Raw genomic sequence first — 16,477 nt, 5'->3', positions numbered from 1 at the left:
AAAATTGCCGGTCTCGGATGAGCCGGTTTTTTTTGTAACATATTTAAAAGCAGCTTTTAGAAGAAAATCAAAATTTGCAAACTTTTCAAAAATTATTAAATGTTAATCAATTGAAATACAATGAGTTAAATTTTATTTTTTGTAAACTTTTTCTAGGAAAAACTTTCTTTTAATCTCCAAAATATATACATTTGAAGTTCTCAACTTCTTCAAAAAGCCTGATACCAGCCAATGGAAACCATAAAATCTTCACAATCAGAACGAACCTATACTGCTGACGAAGCTTACCAGGCTTCGCTGGAATATTTTAAGGGCGACGATCTCGCTGCCCGCGTTTGGGTCAATAAATATGCATTGAAAGATTCCTTCGGGGCTATCTACGAAGCCACGCCAGACGATATGCACCGCCGCATCGCATCGGAGATCGCGCGCATCGAACAGCGCTATCCGAACCCCATGAGCGAAGCCGGGATTTTTGACCTGATCAGGGATTTCAAATACATTATTCCGCAAGGCAGCCCGATGACAGGCATCGGCAACCCTTACCAGATCGCCTCCCTTTCGAACTGTTTCGTGATCGGCAATAGCGGCTCGTCCGATTCATATGGCGGCATTATGAAGATCGACCAGGAGCAGGTGCAACTGATGAAACGCCGTGGCGGTGTAGGGCACGACTTGTCGCACATCCGTCCGAAAGGCTCGCCGGTGAAAAACTCGGCGCTGACTTCCACTGGTATCGTGCCGTTTATGGAACGCTTCTCCAATTCGACGCGCGAAGTGGCGCAGGATGGCCGCAGGGGCGCATTAATGCTTTCGGTATCGATCAAACATCCGGATTCCGAAAGCTTTATCGACGCCAAAATGGAGCAGGGCAAGGTTACAGGCGCCAATGTGTCGGTGCGGATCGACGACGAATTCATGAGAGCGGTGGAGGCAGGCACAACCTATCGCCAGCAGTATCCGATCAAAAGCGACAATCCGACACATATCAAGGACATTGATGCAACGGCGCTCTGGAAGAAAATCGTACATAATGCATGGCAATCGGCCGAGCCGGGCGTCCTTTTCTGGGATACCATTATCCGCGAGTCCGTCCCCGACTGTTATGCAGACCTCGGCTACCAGACCATTTCGACCAATCCTTGCGGCGAAATCCCGCTATGCGCCTACGATTCATGCCGGCTCCTGGCCATTAACCTGTTCTCTTACGTCGAAAACCCGTTCACCGACAGGGCGAAGTTCAACTGGGACCTGTTCAAAAAGCACATTGCCGCCGCTCAGCGCATGATGGACGATATTATCGATCTCGAACTCGAAAAGATCGATGCCATTCTTCAGAAAATCGATGAAGACCCGGAGGACGACGAGGTCAAACGCGTCGAGCGCAACCTCTGGCTGAACATTCAGACCAAAGCCCGCGAAGGCCGCCGGACCGGTATCGGTATCACCGCCGAGGGCGATATGCTCGCCGCGCTGGGCCTGCGCTATGGCAGCGACGAAGGCAATGCGTTCGCGGTTGAAATCCACAAAACCGTTGCATTGGAGGCCTACCGCGGGTCGGTCCATACTGCGAAAGAGAGAGGCGCATTCGCCATTTTCGATTCGGAGCGTGAGAAAAACAATCCGTTTATCCTCCGACTGAAAGAAGCGGATGCCCAGCTTTATTACGAAATGCTGGAATACGGACGGCGCAACATCGCATTGCTGACCATCGCGCCGACAGGAACGACCAGCCTGATGTCGCAAACCACGTCGGGTATCGAGCCTGTTTTCCTTCCGGTTTATAAAAGGAGAAGAAAAGTGAATCCGAACGACAAGGATGTCCGCGTCGATTTTGTCGACGAAGTCGGCGATTCCTGGGAAGAGTATGTGGTTTTTCACCACCGTTTCAAACAGTGGATGGAAGTTAACGGCCTGGACACCGCCAAAAATTACTCGCAGAAAGACCTGGACGAGCTGGTCAGAAAATCGCCCTACTACAAGGCGACGTCCAATGATGTGGATTATCTCAAAAAGGTGAAAATGCAGGGAGCGATCCAGCAATGGGTGGACCACTCGATCAGTGTGACTATCAACATGCCGAACGACGTGACCGAGGAACTCGTGGGCGAATGTTACATGGAAGCCTGGAAAGCCGGTTGCAAAGGTGTTACCGTTTATCGCGATGGCTCCCGCTCGGGCGTGCTGGTCTCCAATACGGACAAAAAAGAAGAACCGGCGGCACCAGGCATGCCGGCCCCATTCCCGACCGAGCGACCGCAAACGCTCGAAGCCGATGTGGTGCGTTTTCAGAACAAAAAGGATAAATGGATCGCGTTCATTGGCCTCATCGACGGCCGGCCATATGAAATATTTACCGGTTTCGCAGACGATGAAGACGGGATTTTATTGCCCAGATGGGTCAATGAAGGCCTTATCATCAAAAACCGCGAACCCGACGGCAGCTCGCGCTATGATTTTCAATATAAAAATATGCGTGGCTACAAAACCACGATCGAAGGGCTCTCTTACAAATTCAACCCCGAGTACTGGAATTATGCAAAACTGATTTCGAGTACATTACGACATGGAATGCCGATCGAAAAGGTCGTGGACCTGATCAGCAGCCTGCAACTCGACGAAGCGATCAATACGTGGAAAGCCGGCGTGGCACGCGCATTGAAACGCTACATCCCGGATGGTACCGAAGCTGTGAAGCAAAAATGCCAGAACTGCGGATCCACCAACCTGCTATATCAGGAAGGCTGCCTGACTTGTAAAGACTGCGGCTCTTCGAAGTGTGGGTAAGATTTAATTTTGAATGACTGAATGATTGAATGACCGAATAGAAATCATTCAATCATTCAGTCATTACTACTATTCACGTCCTCTCGTACCACCAAACGTCCCGCCCGGTTCAAAGCACCACCGCTTTAAACCGACGCTATGCTTGTTTCAGAAATCCTGATTACCTACCGTCAACGCAACGGGTTGACGCAAAAACAGATGGCCGATTTACTGGGCATTTCACAGGTGGGTTACCACAAATGGGAGACCGGTACTACGAAGATCGAATTAGAGCATTTTTGCCGCATTGCGACACTCTGCGACGTAAGTTTGATGGATCTTCTCCCGCGCGATTGGCAGGAGAAGATACGGGAAGACCTGGGTGTGTAAGTTCCTGCTAAAAGGTATCTTCCACAACTCCCAGATAATTGAATGGGCTCAATGCGCGAAGTTCTTCGCGTATTTTTTCGGACACATCCAGCGTCTCGATGAAACGTGAGATAGCATCGTGGTTGATTTTCTCGTTGGTGCGGGTGAGCTCTTTCAATGCCTCATAGGGTTTCGGGTACCCCTCCCGGCGGAGAATGGTCTGGATCGCCTCCGCTACAACGGCCCAGTTATCTTCCAGGTCCGATTTCAGCGCTTCGCCGTTCAACTCCACTTTGCCTAATCCTTTTAAGAGGGAATTCAGGGCAATGGCCAGATGGGCAATAGGGACGCCGATATTCCGCAGAACAGTCGAGTCGGTCAGGTCGCGTTGCAGGCGGGAAACAGGCAGTTTGGATGCGAAATGCTCGAACAACGCCGATGCCAGGCCCAGGTTCCCTTCCGAGTTCTCGAAGTCGATCGGATTTACTTTGTGCGGCATCGCCGACGAGCCAACTTCTCCCGCTTTGATTTTCTGCTTGAAGTAACCCATCGAAATGTACGTCCACATGTCGCGGTTAAGGTCGGTAAGGATAGTATTGAGGCGTTTCAGGCAGTCGAATGTTGCAGCCAGATTGTCATAATGCTCTATTTGCGTCGTATGACGACTTCTTTTCAGGCCCAGGCTTTCCACGAAATGGTGACCGAAAGCCATCCAGTCGTGCTTCGGATAGGCAACCGTATGGGCATTGAAGTTCCCCGTCGCCCCGCCGAATTTTGCCGAATGCGGGATCTTATCGAGCATTTCCAGCTGGCGTTCCAAACGTTCCACAAACACCAGGAACTCCTTACCCACGCGCGTAGGCGACGCGGGTTGCCCGTGCGTGAATGCGAGCATCGGAACATTTTTCCATTCGATCGACATGCGTTTCAAAACAAACAGCACCTGGCGGAACAACGGCTTGATTTGCCGCTCCATCGCGTCTTTCAGCGACAGCGGTATGGCCGTATTGTTAATATCCTGTGAAGTAAGGCCGAAATGAATAAATTCCTGGTAGGACTCGATGCCCAGCTTTTCGAATTGTTCTTTGATGAAATACTCGACAGCCTTCACATCGTGGTTGGTCACCTTTTCGATATCTTTTATATGCAATGCATCGGCTTCGGTGAAATCCTCATAAATCTTGCGCAGCGATGCATATTTCTTTTTGTCAAATTCCGATAGCTGTGGGAGGGGAATTTCGCAGAGTGCAATGAAATATTCAACTTCCACATACACCCGGTAATAAATCAGGGCATATTCCGAGAAATAGGCCGAAAGTTCGGATACTTGTTTGTAATAACGGCCATCAACCGGAGAGATCGCCGTAAGCTGATTTAATGACATGATTTTCAATACAAAAATTGATTATCACGCAAAGTTAGCAGAATTCAGCGTGCTAAAATGGTAAAAGAGGAACGAAAAATTCTTTTTGGGATTGGAAAGAGAAATAATAAAACTATTCGCATATTCGCTCACTAACCTCATTATACCAGCACATGCAACCTTCGCCTTTCATCGGAGAATTAGTAGGAACCATGGTTCTCATTTTATTGGGCAACGGCGTCGTGGCCAATGTAGTATTGAAAAAAACAAAAGGGGAAAACTCCGGATGGATCGTGATTACGGCGGGATGGGCATTTGCGGTGATGCTCGGAGTGTTCACAGCCAATGCGTTCGGCAGCGCCGCCGCACACATAAACCCGGCAGTAACAGTAGGATTTGCCGTACTTCAAAACGATTACAGCCTCATGACCACTTTCATTCCGGCGCAGCTGATCGGCGCATTTCTCGGCGCGGTGCTGGTTTGGCTGCAATATCTGCCGCATTGGAAGGCTACGGAAGACGGCGGCGCCAAGCTCGCGTGTTTTTCTACCGATCCGGCTATCAGAAGTACCGGGGCCAATTTTCTGAGTGAATTTATTGCCACCATAATGTTACTGGTCGGCGTAGTAGCTATTGGCTACGCAGGCACTTCCGACCCTGAAAAAGGCGGCATTCCGTCCGGCGTAACCCCCTACCTTGTGGGAATGCTCGTGTGGAGTATCGGTCTGTCGCTCGGCGGTACAACCGGCTACGCCATTAACCCCGTTCGCGACCTCGGCCCACGGATTGCCCATGCCATTCTGCCCATTCCCAACAAAGGCAGCTCCGACTGGGGTTACGGCTGGATCCCCGTAGCGGCTCCCATTGCGGGAGCCATCATCGGCGGATTGCTGCTGCGTAGTTTTTCCATGTAATCATTCGACCGTTAGCATCCCGCCGCCCGAATAGCTGCGGTATTCGCCGCGGTACATCGCATCGGCAGCGGCAGGACCTACGGTGAATGTACCCTTCGAAACAACCCTCACCTGATAGTAGAACGACTTTTCCTGTGCGTCGGCGGTTGTGAAGAAATGGATACGGTCGTCGCGGATATCGTAATATTCCGGCACGGCGGCTTTGGCGATCCATGGCATGTCGCGCGGCTCGGTGATACGTGGGTTCTCGATTTCAAAGCCGGAAGGAAGCAGGTCGGTTACCACGACATTCTCGACCGGCAAGCCGTTGGTGCTGGACAGCGTCAGTTTCACTACAACCAGATCATTTTGATGAAAAGCCTGCACAGGTGCGCCGTTACGGGTGAGAAACTGCCTGCGAATGCTGATACCCTGATCTTCTTCCACGAAACTGCCCGTTGCCGACATACCGTCCGTTTGGGCAAACCAATACAAATCCCCCTTGCCTTGCGCTTTGACCAGCAGCTTTTGGTTAGCGATGCCCTTCGAAAGCTTCAATTCCTTACCTGTAAACTGCGCCAATGCCTTCCCATTGACCGAAACCGAAGCCGTTACTGTCGAATTGGAGGTCTTTTTAGCCAGTTTACCCAACGCCAAAACTGCAAATGCCGCCTCCTGCGTATTCAGGTAGGAGGCCGATTGAACGGCCTGCGAAAGCTGCCGGCCCAGCACCGGAATCTGCACGTTCGACGGATCCGATTCAATCAAGGTGTTCAAAACCAAAGATATATTCCTGAGCGGGGATGAATAGCTGTTGTCGGAATATTGGCTTGCGTGTTCGGCGATGTATTTTTTAGGCAGCAATGCATTGAAACTCCGTGAATCGCCAGCCAACTGAAACGCGCCGGCCAGCAGATATTTGGAGTCCTGTGTTAGCAAATGCGGATTTTGTTTGTAATAATTCATGGACGCGCGGTTCGGATGGCCATTCAATGCCAGCACATAAAGCGAGTAAATAGCTTCCCGGCGGGCCATCGTTTTTCTTGTCTGTGTGCCCGTCGGACGGCCTTCGTAAGCCAGCCCGTGGTTTGTGCTTGCGATAACGACTTCCCTGTTCGCCGTCGTTCCGCTTTGCGCAGTCAGATATTCCACGGCGCGGCTGAGCGTTTTGGCATTTACTTCGAAACCGGCCCTGCGTGCCTCTTCAAGAAAATGGAGCGCATAAGCGGTTGCCCACCAATCTTCCTGCGTCGCGCCGGGCCACATGCTCATTCCGCCGTTGAAAAGCTGCTGCGACTCAACTTTTCGGATGGCCTGCTGCACGTTGGTCATTGGATTAAAATCGCTTTCGCCGCTCTTCACCGTGTAAACCGGTGCCGCCATTGCTTTGGTAAGATCGGCGAAGTAAATCTGCGGAAATGCTTTTGACACGGTCTGTTCCAGGCAACCGTAGGGGTAACCCAGCAAAGTCGACAATGCCTTTCCTCCTCCTTGTACGAGCGGCGAACGGCTTAGCACCACCTGCGCGCTGCTTGTAGCCGGAATGAATGATGATTTCAAGTCAATCGTCCCTTGCTTTTCACCCGCAATGAGGCCGGATGTGCTCGTTTTCAGCAGCGGCGACGCCGGACGTACGGTAATTTCAGTTTGATTAATGAACGTCTCTTTAAATGCATTCACTTTCACAGTCACCTTGCCAATGCCAATCGCAGTCGCAGCTTTCACCGTAAACACCGCACGGCTTTCTTTTCCGGCCGGTACCGTTATATTTTGTGTGAGCGGAGCGGCACCAGCTGCCAGTGGTCCCGCCAACTGTACAGAGACCATTGCGGCAGTCGCTTTCGCTTCGGTATTACTGATATTCACCGGCAGCACCAGCTCATCGCCGGGGCTCAGGAAACGCGGTAAACCTGCACTGATCACGATCGGATCGGCGACTTTCATGTTTTTGGTGGCGGAGCCAAATGCTTTATCCTTATAGGCAACAGCCATAATGCGCAAATCGCCGCTGAATTGTGGGATATTCACGTCGAAAGTCGCTTCTCCGCTTCCATTGGTTTTCAACTGGCCGCTCCAAAAGGATACCAGTTCCGTACGGCCATTGCTGAGCGGATTAATCCTTCTTTCCAGATCATAACCGTCACCACCGGAGCTGGATGTTCCTGAAATCGTCAATTCCGGGAAAAGCTGCGCGTACAAATCGTGGCTGGAAACTTCCAATGCCCGTTTCTGGTAAAAGTGCCCGTGAATATCCGGCGTTTTGGAATTTTTGATCTGTAAAATGCCTTCATCCACCACGGCCAGCGTCACCTCTGCATTCGGCTCCGTTTTGATGCGGATCTGCTGCTTTGTTTTCGAACGCGATTTTTCGACCGCCGTGATAGTAACCGGCAGCTTTCGGTCAGGATCTTCGACCAAAACAGGCTGAAACCCGTGCGCCACCGTCAGCGGCATGTCCGACGCATCCAGCGGCCTGATCAACGTCGCTGTCACGAACACGTTCGGCAAATGCTCTTCTTTTATTTTGAATGTAAGCTCGGCTGCTTTTTTCTCCGTCATCAGCATATACTGTTCGAGCACATTATTTCGCTCCACAGTCACCAGCAACCGACCATCGAATGGCGTTTTGAACAATACTTTCGCCGATTCGCCGGTCTTATACCGGTCTTTATCGGTTTCCATCAACACCCGGCCTTCGTTGCTCACTTCGAAGGACGAGTACTGGGTGTAACCATAACCATATGCATAGAAATTCGCGAGCGTGTAATGCGCAGCGCCCGGGCGTCGTACGCGTACCTCGTACTCACCCGAGACTGTGGGTACGTAGCGGAACGTCCCTTTTCCAGCGGGAAGCGTCAGTTTATTGGAATACACCAGCTTTTCGTGTTTGCGGGAGGTGTATTGCAACCGGTCGTATTTCTTTTCCACGACGGTTTGATATTCAAGCCGTACCACTTCGATGCTTGCTACCGCGTTATTTTGTAATGCACCATTCTTGTTAACACCGACGATATCGACAGGTACAGGTGCATTCGTCCCTACATAGGAGTCGGGCAAGCGGATGCCGTAGAATACCGGCTGGGTGTACACGTCGAAGCGCTGCAACCTGTTTACAGGACGCCCGTTCTCGTCGAAAACCGTTACGTAAATCTTGCCTTCCAGTACGCCGATGTCCTGCAAGCCGGGCAGTAATGTAAACTGCTCGTTAGCCACACCCTGCTCATTGGTTGTGCCATGGCGGCTATCGCGTTCGAAAGTTGCTTCGGCGGGGATGTCAAAGATGTATTCAGGAAAACCTTTGGCGGAAAAGCCTTTTCGCTGCAACTGGAAATCCATTTCGTAAGTGCGGTTACTGGCAGGAGGGCCAAACAAATTCACCGCCGTGGCCGTCAACGACACTTTCTGGCCCGAAACATAATCCTTGGCAGCGCCGCTGAGATCTACTTTAATGCGGTCGGGCATGAATTCTTCCACACTTACCGCCTGCGAACCCAGCAAAACCTCGTTGGCATTGTATACTTCCAGAATATAGGTCCCCGTCAGTACGCCGGCGTCGAGCGGGATTTCCGACTCCACCGCCCCTTGTTCGTTGGTCGTCTTGCGCCATGTCCGGAATTCTCGACCGTTCGGCGTCAGTAAACGTAATTTCAAAGGTACTTTTCCGGCTGTTTTCCAGTCCTGCGCCCTCAGCACGGTGTTGAAATGCATGGTTTCACCTGGACGGTAAATATCGCGTTGCCCGTAAATAAACACCTGGTATCCTGATGCATTGTCCCGCAAGCCTTCCACATCGAACCGCGACGTAAGCACTTGTGAATCTTCGAGTAGCAGGTAGTTAAAATCGTCCTCCGAGCTCGCTGTAATCATTGCAATCTTAAATCCCGGCGCTTTTTCGCTCAGTTCATCGACATGTGCAATACCATCGCCGTCTGTTTTGATTGTATGTACGGTTTGATTATTCGAGCTGACGAGCGTCAGTTCAAGGTCTTTAATGGGTTCGTTCGTTTTAATGGAATTGGCAAATACCCAAAGCTCATCCTTGCCCTGCTTGGCGATGAGGCCAATATCCGAAATGGATATGAGTTTGGTGGCACCCAGGTATGCCTCTTCCTCGGAATTTACTGCCACCAGATATACTCCTTGCCGCTTATTGTCCTCCGGCAATGCAATATTCAGTGCAGATACTCCCTTGTTTTTGGATAAATTTTCGGTCTCGACGATCTTGTTGACGATCACGTCGCTCAGTTGGCTTTCCCGGTCGTCGCTGTAATTAAAATTACCGGTAGGCTGCCAGTCGTCACCTACGTAAGCATAGTCGTTCCAGCGGTTATTGTGAATGTAATGCAGGATATTATTGGCATACAACTTGGAAATGCGCACCTGCACTTTGGGTACATTCACAATGTTTACTCCAATATTTCTCGAACTTTTGGACGACAAATACAATCCTTTTTTGTTCGCAAACGAGATTGCCGCGGGCATTTTGCCAAAAAACAGGTCGCGCGAGGTTTCTTCCTCCAAATTTTGACCCAAAATGCCTTTCAACGACTGTTTCAGTAGCAGCACATACGTTTCCGTTTCATTAAAAGACCCGCGAATGATGAAGCCGTTCTCGGTTATTTCTGTTTCCGCCGCGGCTTCGGGATTTATCGTAAAACTGTTGGCAATGCTTTCCTTGTCGAGCTCCTGCGTGGCCACGATCCGTGCGTAACCCGCATTGTTTTCAAAACCGGTTTTAATATCCACCACTTTCAGATGTAGCGGCGACGGAATACTGACGATCTTCGAAAGAGCTTCCTGACTCGTATAAGAGGTATTCAACACCTTTACACCTTTGTCGATGGCGATATTGACAGGCGTTTCATTATTGTCCGCCGCTCCTGTCTTCGTCAATGCCAGTGTTACCGCCGATTCGTCCTGTGAAGGTAAAACCTTGTATTCTACTGCCTGGCTTCCCGATAAAACCTTCAACTTTTCGACTACATTCTGCGCATTTACCCGATAGTTGAAATGCAATCTCAGTCTTGCCTCCTGCCTGCCGGTTTCCTGTGATAATGTCCACCAGCTTTCCGTTTCAACGAGCTGCAAATAAGGTGTATGAAAAGCGATCGGGTCCTGGGCAAGCTTGTATTTCTTTTCCTTGTCCGCTTTTTCCGTGATCAGGTCCGTTAACTGCGCCTTGTATGCCGTAGCCGCTCCAAAGCCGGCAACCGGCGAAAAAACCAGCTCGTTCGGCGCAGTCCATTTGAATTTCCCGCGCACGGCCGGCTCGAACGTCACGTACTGCGTCGAATCCCAGTTGTTCAGGTCTGCCGTCGAAACGAGGTCCTTGTTGAAGGTAAATACGAGGTTTTGCGATTGTCCTACCTCTTCCGTGAAATTGGTGCCCGCCACGCGGATTTCATTGAAAGAGGAGCAGCTAATGAAAACCCAGGTAAAAAAGAAGAAGCAAAAAGAACACAGGATGGCAGTCTTTTTCATAGGAAAGGAGATATAAAAAAACGGATGATTTTTGTAACCAAAACCATCCGCCTAAATTAAACTATACAAGTTAATTCGCTTTAAATAACCGCTTTCAAATGATTCAACGGTGCCGCTGTGAGATTTAGCGGTAACATTTCGTTCAGAATGCCTCCATTACCTCCTCGATCGGCTTCGCCGCTTCGAAAAATGAAAGCAGCCGAACGAGAATCCCTTCCACCACCGCATCCGGGCACGACGCGCCGCACGTGAGCATGATACGCACGGGAGTTTTTGTCGGAATATAATTTTCCGTCACGATTTCCTCCTTTTTGTGCAGGTCAAAATGGCGGATCAGTTGCCTGTCCAGTATTTTATTCACTGATTCGATAAAATAAGTCGGGAACTTCTGTTCACAGAGCTCGACTAAATGGGAGGTGTTCGAGCTATTATACCCACCCGCAACGACCACCAGATCGGCGTCATGCGTGAGCAATGCATAGGTAGCGTCCTGATTATCGTTGGTCGCGTAGCACAGGGTGTCACGCGTGTTCGCAAAGCGGTCCTCTACCTGCTCCGGGCGCAGGCTGTAATGGCGGATCATTACATTTTTGAGGTAGTCGGCAATGCCTTGCGTATCGGACGCCAGCATGGTCGTCTGGTTCACGACGCCGATGCGCTGCAAATCCTTTTCGGGGTCAAAGCCTTCGGAATATTGGTTTTTGAAATCCTCAAAAAACTGCGGAGCCGGCCTTGCACCTGTCATATATTCAGCGAGAACCTGTGCCTGCTTCATATTCTCGACCACGACGGTCGGGGCATTTTCCTTGCTGTGTGAGAATGTAGCCCGGGTTTCTTCGTGATTGGGCTTTCCATGAACCACGATTGTATAATCCTTCTCCCCGATTTGTGCCGCACGGTTCCAGACTTTCTCCACAAACGGGCAGGTCGTGTCGTACACATACGCATTCACTCCGAGTTCCGACAGTTTCTGCTGATTTTCCACCGTGGTACCAAATGCTGGGACAATTACAATATCCTCTGCCGTAAGCTGCTCCCAGCCGATGAGCTGGTTGCCTTTCGTATCCATGATAAACTGCACGCCGCGTTCCACCAGGTCCCGGTTCACGTCCGGATTGTGGATCATTTCACTCAAAAGGAAGATCCGCTTGCCAGGGTTTTCGGCGATGGCCTTGTAAGCAATGTCGATCGCATTTTCCACCCCGTAACAAAAGCCGAAATGGCGCGCGATGAGGAACTGTACCGGTCCGAAGTCGAGCAGCGTGGGCGAATAATCCCTTTTCAGCTTGTCGTTCTTACGTCGGAATTCCTTGATCGGCGTGATAATGCGGCTCCGGTAAAAATCGGGGATATTGAAAGTTTTCATGTACTAAAATCGGTAGATTGCATCAGGCAGCACAAAGATAATCCCGCCTTTTTCTAAGAACAACACGGTATACCCCTTTGTTCGGTATGCGGCATTTTGAAAAAATTTTTAAAATGAATGCAACATGCAGCAGAAACGCTTGTCTTTGATTCAGAACGTTCAAAATATAAACCTTCTGCTTGAAAACACAAATTTACCCCGACCGGCACGTCGAACTGGTAGAGCGTTGTAAACTCGGCGAGCGCAAAGCGCAGTACGAGCTTTATAAACATTACTCGAAAGCCATGTTCAACATCTGCATGCGGATACTGAACCATTTGGGAGAGGCTGAGGATGCTTTACAGGAGGCTTTCGTGGATGCATTCACGAACCTGCACCAGTTCAGGCAGCAGTCGACGTTCGGGGCGTGGTTGAAGCAAATCGTGGTCAATAAGGCGATCAACCACATGCGTAGCAGAAAGGTTAAATGGGTGGAAATCGACGAGTTCCACGAAACATTGGAGCAAAGCGACCGGAATGAGGATTCTTTCGGACTGGATGAAAGCGACACGACGCTCGAAATAGAAAGGGTCCGTAATGCGGTACAAAAATTGCCGGACGGTTACCGGGTGGTGCTGAGCCTGTATTTGTTCGAAGGCTACGATCACGAGGAGATCGGCGAAGTGCTCGGGATCAGCGAAACGACCTCCCGGACGCAGTACATGAGGGCTAAGCGTAAATTGACCGAGATGCTGGTACGGTAATGGAATGGTCGGATGCGGTCAGGGGTAGTCAGGAAGTGGTCAGAAGGCAGTCAGGTGTGGTCATGGATAGTCAAATGGGAGAGAAACAACAAATGACAATACATGACTAAAAATGACAATACTTGACAACACATGACGACAAATGACTAAAAATAAATTGTGCAGAACACGAATTGCGATACACCTTAAACTATTACGGATTTGAGACTATTATTTACACTTGACAAGTTAATTAATCTATGAAAAATTCTTCTGATAAAAAGGATCGATTGGAGCGGTTTGTGCGAGATAACAGGGATGGATTTGATGCTTTCTTACCGCAGGATTCTTTGTGGAGTCAAATTGAAAGTCAGCTACATAACGAGATTCCGTTAGTGCCCGAGAAATCGAAAAAAAAATCAGGCGACTGAATAATCCTTATTTCGACTGGCGGATCGCTGCGGGGGTGTTCCTCGCACTCGGGATTGGATTTCTGGTTTATCTCAATAACGAATACGGCATCACCCGTGATCCGCGCGTGGCCCTGAAAGTTCCGGCATACGCCCGTGAATTCAATCAATACAATGTTGCAATAGACCAAAAAAGGGAGGAGATCATCAAACTCGCCCGGAACAATCCGGAGCTCTACAAGGATTTCTCCGCTGATTTGGAAAGTCTGGAAGCGAGCTACAAAAACCTGCGCTCCAACTTATCGAACGCCCCCAACCAGGAAGCACTGCTTGAAGCAATGGTTCAGAACCTGCAATTGCAGGTGGATCTGCTGAACCGACAACTGGAAATTTTGCAACGTATTAACAAAGTGAAAAATGATAACGATAAAGAAAATAGCGACGCTCCTGTTATTTAGTGTGATCGCCACACTGCCGCAGGTAGCCAGCGCAGCCCTCGACTCCGAACAAAACGGATTGATAGAGAAACGAAGGAATATTGTAAAGGTTTTTGATGTCAAAAAAAGCGACGCGCTTGAAGTTGACAACCAGTTTGGGCTGGTGAAAGTGAATCTGTGGGGCAAGGAAGAAATCAAGATCGAAATTGTCGTTACCGCCAGCGCTCCTTCCGACGGCCGCGCTTCGGAATACCTCAGCTCGGTGAATATCGATGAAAAACGGGTTAAAAATCTCATCAGCATCACCACGCGCATCGATCGCAGCCAGTTTGGCGGCAATGGCTGGAACAAAGGCAAAGGCGACAAGAATTTCATTCAGATCGACTACACGATCTACATGCCCAAAGAAAACTCGCTGACCGTGCGCAACAAATTCGGGAATACCGACATCCCTTCTTTCTATGCGCCGCTTACAGTAGATTCCAAACACGGGAATTTCATGGCCAGTTTGCTTGAAAACCCCGACAACGTGATTGACGTGCAGTTCGGTAGCGCCAAAATCGGGAAAATGGATGGGGGAAGACTGGATTGCCAATATTCCAATGTGAAGGTAGACCAGGCCAAGAAAGTAATGCTAAGCAACAAGTTCGGTGAGCTTACCATTGGCGACGTGGTAAATCTGGACGCCGCTATCGATTATTCCGGCGCCAAAATCGGTACCATCCGCGGTACAGGCAAGATCAAACTCAACTATTCTGGCAATTTTAAAATCGACGAACTGACGCATTCCGCGCAGAATGTGGATATCCAGGCGCAATATTCGTCGATCGTGCTGCCGGCGGAGCCTAACCAGTTCAATGTGAGCGTGACGTATGGCAAGTTTAGTTACCCTACCGAAAATGTAAATTTTTCAATGCAGCCAAACAAAGACGGCCGTCCCGACAAAATGAAACATTATCAGGGCAAGGTTGGCTCCGGCGGAGGCCCTAAGATTACCGTCACTTCGGTATTCGGCGATGTGAAACTGAAAAATTAACCCCCCTCCTATTCCTCCAGCAGCACATTGTACCTGAAATCCAGCGGATCGAAGGCATTGTAAAGCTTCTGAATGAACTGGGGATCGTTGATATAAAAATTCAGCAAATTATCATACCGTTCCTGGGCGACTCCGTTCGGGAACAGTTTGTTTTTGAGGGTCAGCAATTGCTCGATTTCCGATTCGTGATTACGCTCTTCGGCACGAATAATGCGCTTTTCAAGGTGTTTCAACGAATTCAATAGGCGTGTCTGCTCCGCTTTCACCGCTCCGTACATGGTTTGGTCCACTGCGGTAGCTTTGGCGAGGATTTGATCGAAAATCGCATTGAATGCCTCTTTTTGCTCACTCAGGTCAAGGACATGTTCCGTATTGCGTTCGACGAATGTTTTACGCAATGCGACTTCGTCGAGGAACAGATCTTTGTAATCGATTTTCAGCTTTTGTGCTTTCTTATACTGGTGGCCGTTCATGTATAATGCGAAATTGCGGGGCATAAGCATCGGGTACGGCACGCCGAAATGGTCGAAAACGCCTTTCAGCTGCATCCAGTAGGGCACTTCTGACGGCCCACCTATATACGCAAGGTTTGGCAAAATCACTTCCTCGTACAACGGCCGGAGGATTACATTCGGGCTGAAACGCTCGGGATTCGCCTCCGCAAGCGCCAATAGCTCCTGTTCTGTAAATTCCAGCCCGGTATTCAGCACTTTGAAAACGTCGCCTTCACGCACGATACGTTCACGCAGGTTGTCATCGAGGTAAAAGAAATTGATTTCGCGCGCATGCAAGGGCGTGTGGTAGCCAAGCGCATTCAACCGGGAGGTGGTTTCTGTAACGATTTTCTCCGAAACGGAATCCTTCAATTCTTCCCGGATCACCGGCAGGAAGTGCCGTTTCAGATCTGCATTATCGGCGTCGAGACTTACCAGTCCGTAACGTCCGAAGAGCTCGTGCATGTAACATCGCACGGCGTCGGCCAATGTGTTATTTTCGAGATAGGCCTTGGCAAAAAGCAGCGGTTTGTCCGGCAATTGCTTCAAAATACCCGCCAACTCCTTCGGATTCAGCCTACCTACGGCACCTTTGTGTTCGCCCGTCCATTTATGCGTCTGCCCGAACAGGTGGAAGGTTGCGATTTCCTCGAAATCGTGGTCTTCCGTCGCCATCCAGTAAACAGGTACAAAATTGTACGCAGGGTACTTCGCTTTTAAGGCTTCGGCCAGCTTAATGACCGTTACGATCTTATAAATGATATAAAGGGGCCCGGTAAAGATGTTCAGTTGGTGGCCGGTTGTTACGGTAAAGGTATTGTCTTCCAATAAAACAGAAAAGTCAGGCAGGTAAGGCAAGCCGTGGTATTGCCTGGTCAACACATCCACGAGCGTTTTTCTCTTTTCGGGCTCGAAACCCTTTTTGTTCAAAATGGCCTTCTCAGCATTCTCCAACGTAGGAAAAATGCTGTAAAAAGATTCAAGCGTCGGTTTCTGATCCAGGTAGTCGAGTAATAATGCAGGAAACTGGCCTGTGGTACGCAGATCCACGGAATGCAATGTCATGAAAGGTGGCTTTTCAGTAGCGAGTAGAGAATCCAACGTGATTATTTTTGCGATTTTGAACCAAAAGAAACCTCA

Annotated in this window: 10 protein-coding genes; 6 read left to right on the top strand and 4 right to left on the bottom strand. The window is 49.7% G+C overall.

All coding sequences use genetic code 11. The annotated features are described in order from the left end of the window. Positions 1-231: 231 nt before the first annotated feature. Together ABV298_RS15310 and ABV298_RS15305 are read left to right on the top strand one after the other, a co-directional pair. Positions 232-2,787, top strand: coding sequence for an adenosylcobalamin-dependent ribonucleoside-diphosphate reductase (locus ABV298_RS15310; protein ID WP_353722931.1), 2,556 nt, complete (start codon positions 232-234; stop codon positions 2,785-2,787). Between the two features lie 138 nt (positions 2,788-2,925). Further along, the gene (locus ABV298_RS15305) at positions 2,926-3,156 is read left to right on the top strand and encodes a helix-turn-helix transcriptional regulator (RefSeq protein ID WP_353722930.1); all 231 of its coding nucleotides are present in this window, start codon (positions 2,926-2,928) and stop codon (positions 3,154-3,156) included. A 7-nt stretch (positions 3,157-3,163) separates the two neighbouring features. Here ABV298_RS15305 and purB read toward each other — a convergent pair whose 3' ends face one another. Then, the gene (gene purB, locus ABV298_RS15300) at positions 3,164-4,519 is read right to left on the bottom strand and encodes an adenylosuccinate lyase (RefSeq protein ID WP_353722929.1); all 1,356 of its coding nucleotides are present in this window, start codon (positions 4,517-4,519) and stop codon (positions 3,164-3,166) included. 152 nt (positions 4,520-4,671) lie between these two features. On the opposite strand from purB, the gene ABV298_RS15295 reads away from it, so the two are divergent. Further along, positions 4,672-5,412, top strand: a complete 741-nt coding sequence (locus ABV298_RS15295; protein WP_353722928.1) for an MIP/aquaporin family protein — start codon at positions 4,672-4,674, stop codon at positions 5,410-5,412. On the opposite strand, the gene ABV298_RS15290 is transcribed toward ABV298_RS15295, so the two are convergent. Both ABV298_RS15290 and ABV298_RS15285 read right to left on the bottom strand, forming a co-directional pair. Beyond that, positions 5,413-10,872: an MG2 domain-containing protein gene (locus ABV298_RS15290; RefSeq protein ID WP_353722927.1), complete on the bottom strand. Its 5,460-nt coding sequence runs from the start codon at positions 10,870-10,872 to the stop codon at positions 5,413-5,415. A 142-nt stretch (positions 10,873-11,014) separates the two neighbouring features. Then, positions 11,015-12,238 carry a 4-hydroxy-3-methylbut-2-enyl diphosphate reductase gene (locus ABV298_RS15285; protein ID WP_353722926.1) on the bottom strand — a complete coding sequence of 408 codons (1,224 nt, stop codon included), beginning with the start codon at positions 12,236-12,238 and terminating at the stop codon, positions 11,015-11,017. A gap of 179 nt (positions 12,239-12,417) precedes the next feature. Here ABV298_RS15285 and ABV298_RS15280 point away from each other — a divergent pair, with 179 nt between their 5' ends. The 3 genes from ABV298_RS15280 to ABV298_RS15270 all read left to right on the top strand — a co-directional run bounded on the left by ABV298_RS15280 (position 12,418) and on the right by ABV298_RS15270 (position 14,843). Next, positions 12,418-12,981 (top strand): sigma-70 family RNA polymerase sigma factor, encoded by a 564-nt coding sequence (locus tag ABV298_RS15280; protein WP_090384902.1) that lies wholly within the window; start codon positions 12,418-12,420, stop codon positions 12,979-12,981. Between the two features lie 445 nt (positions 12,982-13,426). Beyond that, positions 13,427-13,828 (top strand): hypothetical protein, encoded by a 402-nt coding sequence (locus ABV298_RS15275; RefSeq protein ID WP_353722925.1) that lies wholly within the window; start codon positions 13,427-13,429, stop codon positions 13,826-13,828. Continuing rightward, positions 13,788-14,843, top strand: coding sequence for a hypothetical protein (locus ABV298_RS15270; RefSeq protein WP_353722924.1), 1,056 nt, complete (start codon positions 13,788-13,790; stop codon positions 14,841-14,843). The genes ABV298_RS15275 and ABV298_RS15270 overlap by 41 nt, the downstream gene beginning before the upstream one ends. An 8-nt stretch (positions 14,844-14,851) precedes the next feature. Here the strand turns inward: ABV298_RS15270 and bshC are convergent, their stop codons facing one another. Next, positions 14,852-16,402, bottom strand: a complete 1,551-nt coding sequence (gene bshC / locus ABV298_RS15265; protein ID WP_353722923.1) for a bacillithiol biosynthesis cysteine-adding enzyme BshC — start codon at positions 16,400-16,402, stop codon at positions 14,852-14,854. Positions 16,403-16,477 lie beyond the last annotated feature (75 nt).

This window comes from Dyadobacter sp. 676 (assembly GCF_040448675.1).
In the GTDB taxonomy this organism is placed as follows: domain Bacteria; phylum Bacteroidota; class Bacteroidia; order Cytophagales; family Spirosomataceae; genus Dyadobacter.
This window is presented reverse-complemented; position numbering and strand designations above follow the sequence as displayed.

Bases quoted from the DNA above. Each gene is read 5' to 3' on its own strand.
- ABV298_RS15310 (WP_353722931.1), top strand. From the start codon at position 232: ATGGAAACCATAAAATCTTCACAATCAGAACGAACCTATACTGCTGAC.
- ABV298_RS15305 (WP_353722930.1), top strand. From the start codon at position 2,926: ATGCTTGTTTCAGAAATCCTGATTACCTACCGTCAACGCAACGGGTTG.
- purB (WP_353722929.1), bottom strand. From the start codon at position 4,519: ATGTCATTAAATCAGCTTACGGCGATCTCTCCGGTTGATGGCCGTTAT.
- ABV298_RS15295 (WP_353722928.1), top strand. From the start codon at position 4,672: ATGCAACCTTCGCCTTTCATCGGAGAATTAGTAGGAACCATGGTTCTC.
- ABV298_RS15290 (WP_353722927.1), bottom strand. From the start codon at position 10,872: ATGAAAAAGACTGCCATCCTGTGTTCTTTTTGCTTCTTCTTTTTTACC.
- ABV298_RS15285 (WP_353722926.1), bottom strand. From the start codon at position 12,238: ATGAAAACTTTCAATATCCCCGATTTTTACCGGAGCCGCATTATCACG.
- ABV298_RS15270 (WP_353722924.1), top strand. From the start codon at position 13,788: ATGATAACGATAAAGAAAATAGCGACGCTCCTGTTATTTAGTGTGATC.
- bshC (WP_353722923.1), bottom strand. From the start codon at position 16,402: ATGACATTGCATTCCGTGGATCTGCGTACCACAGGCCAGTTTCCTGCA.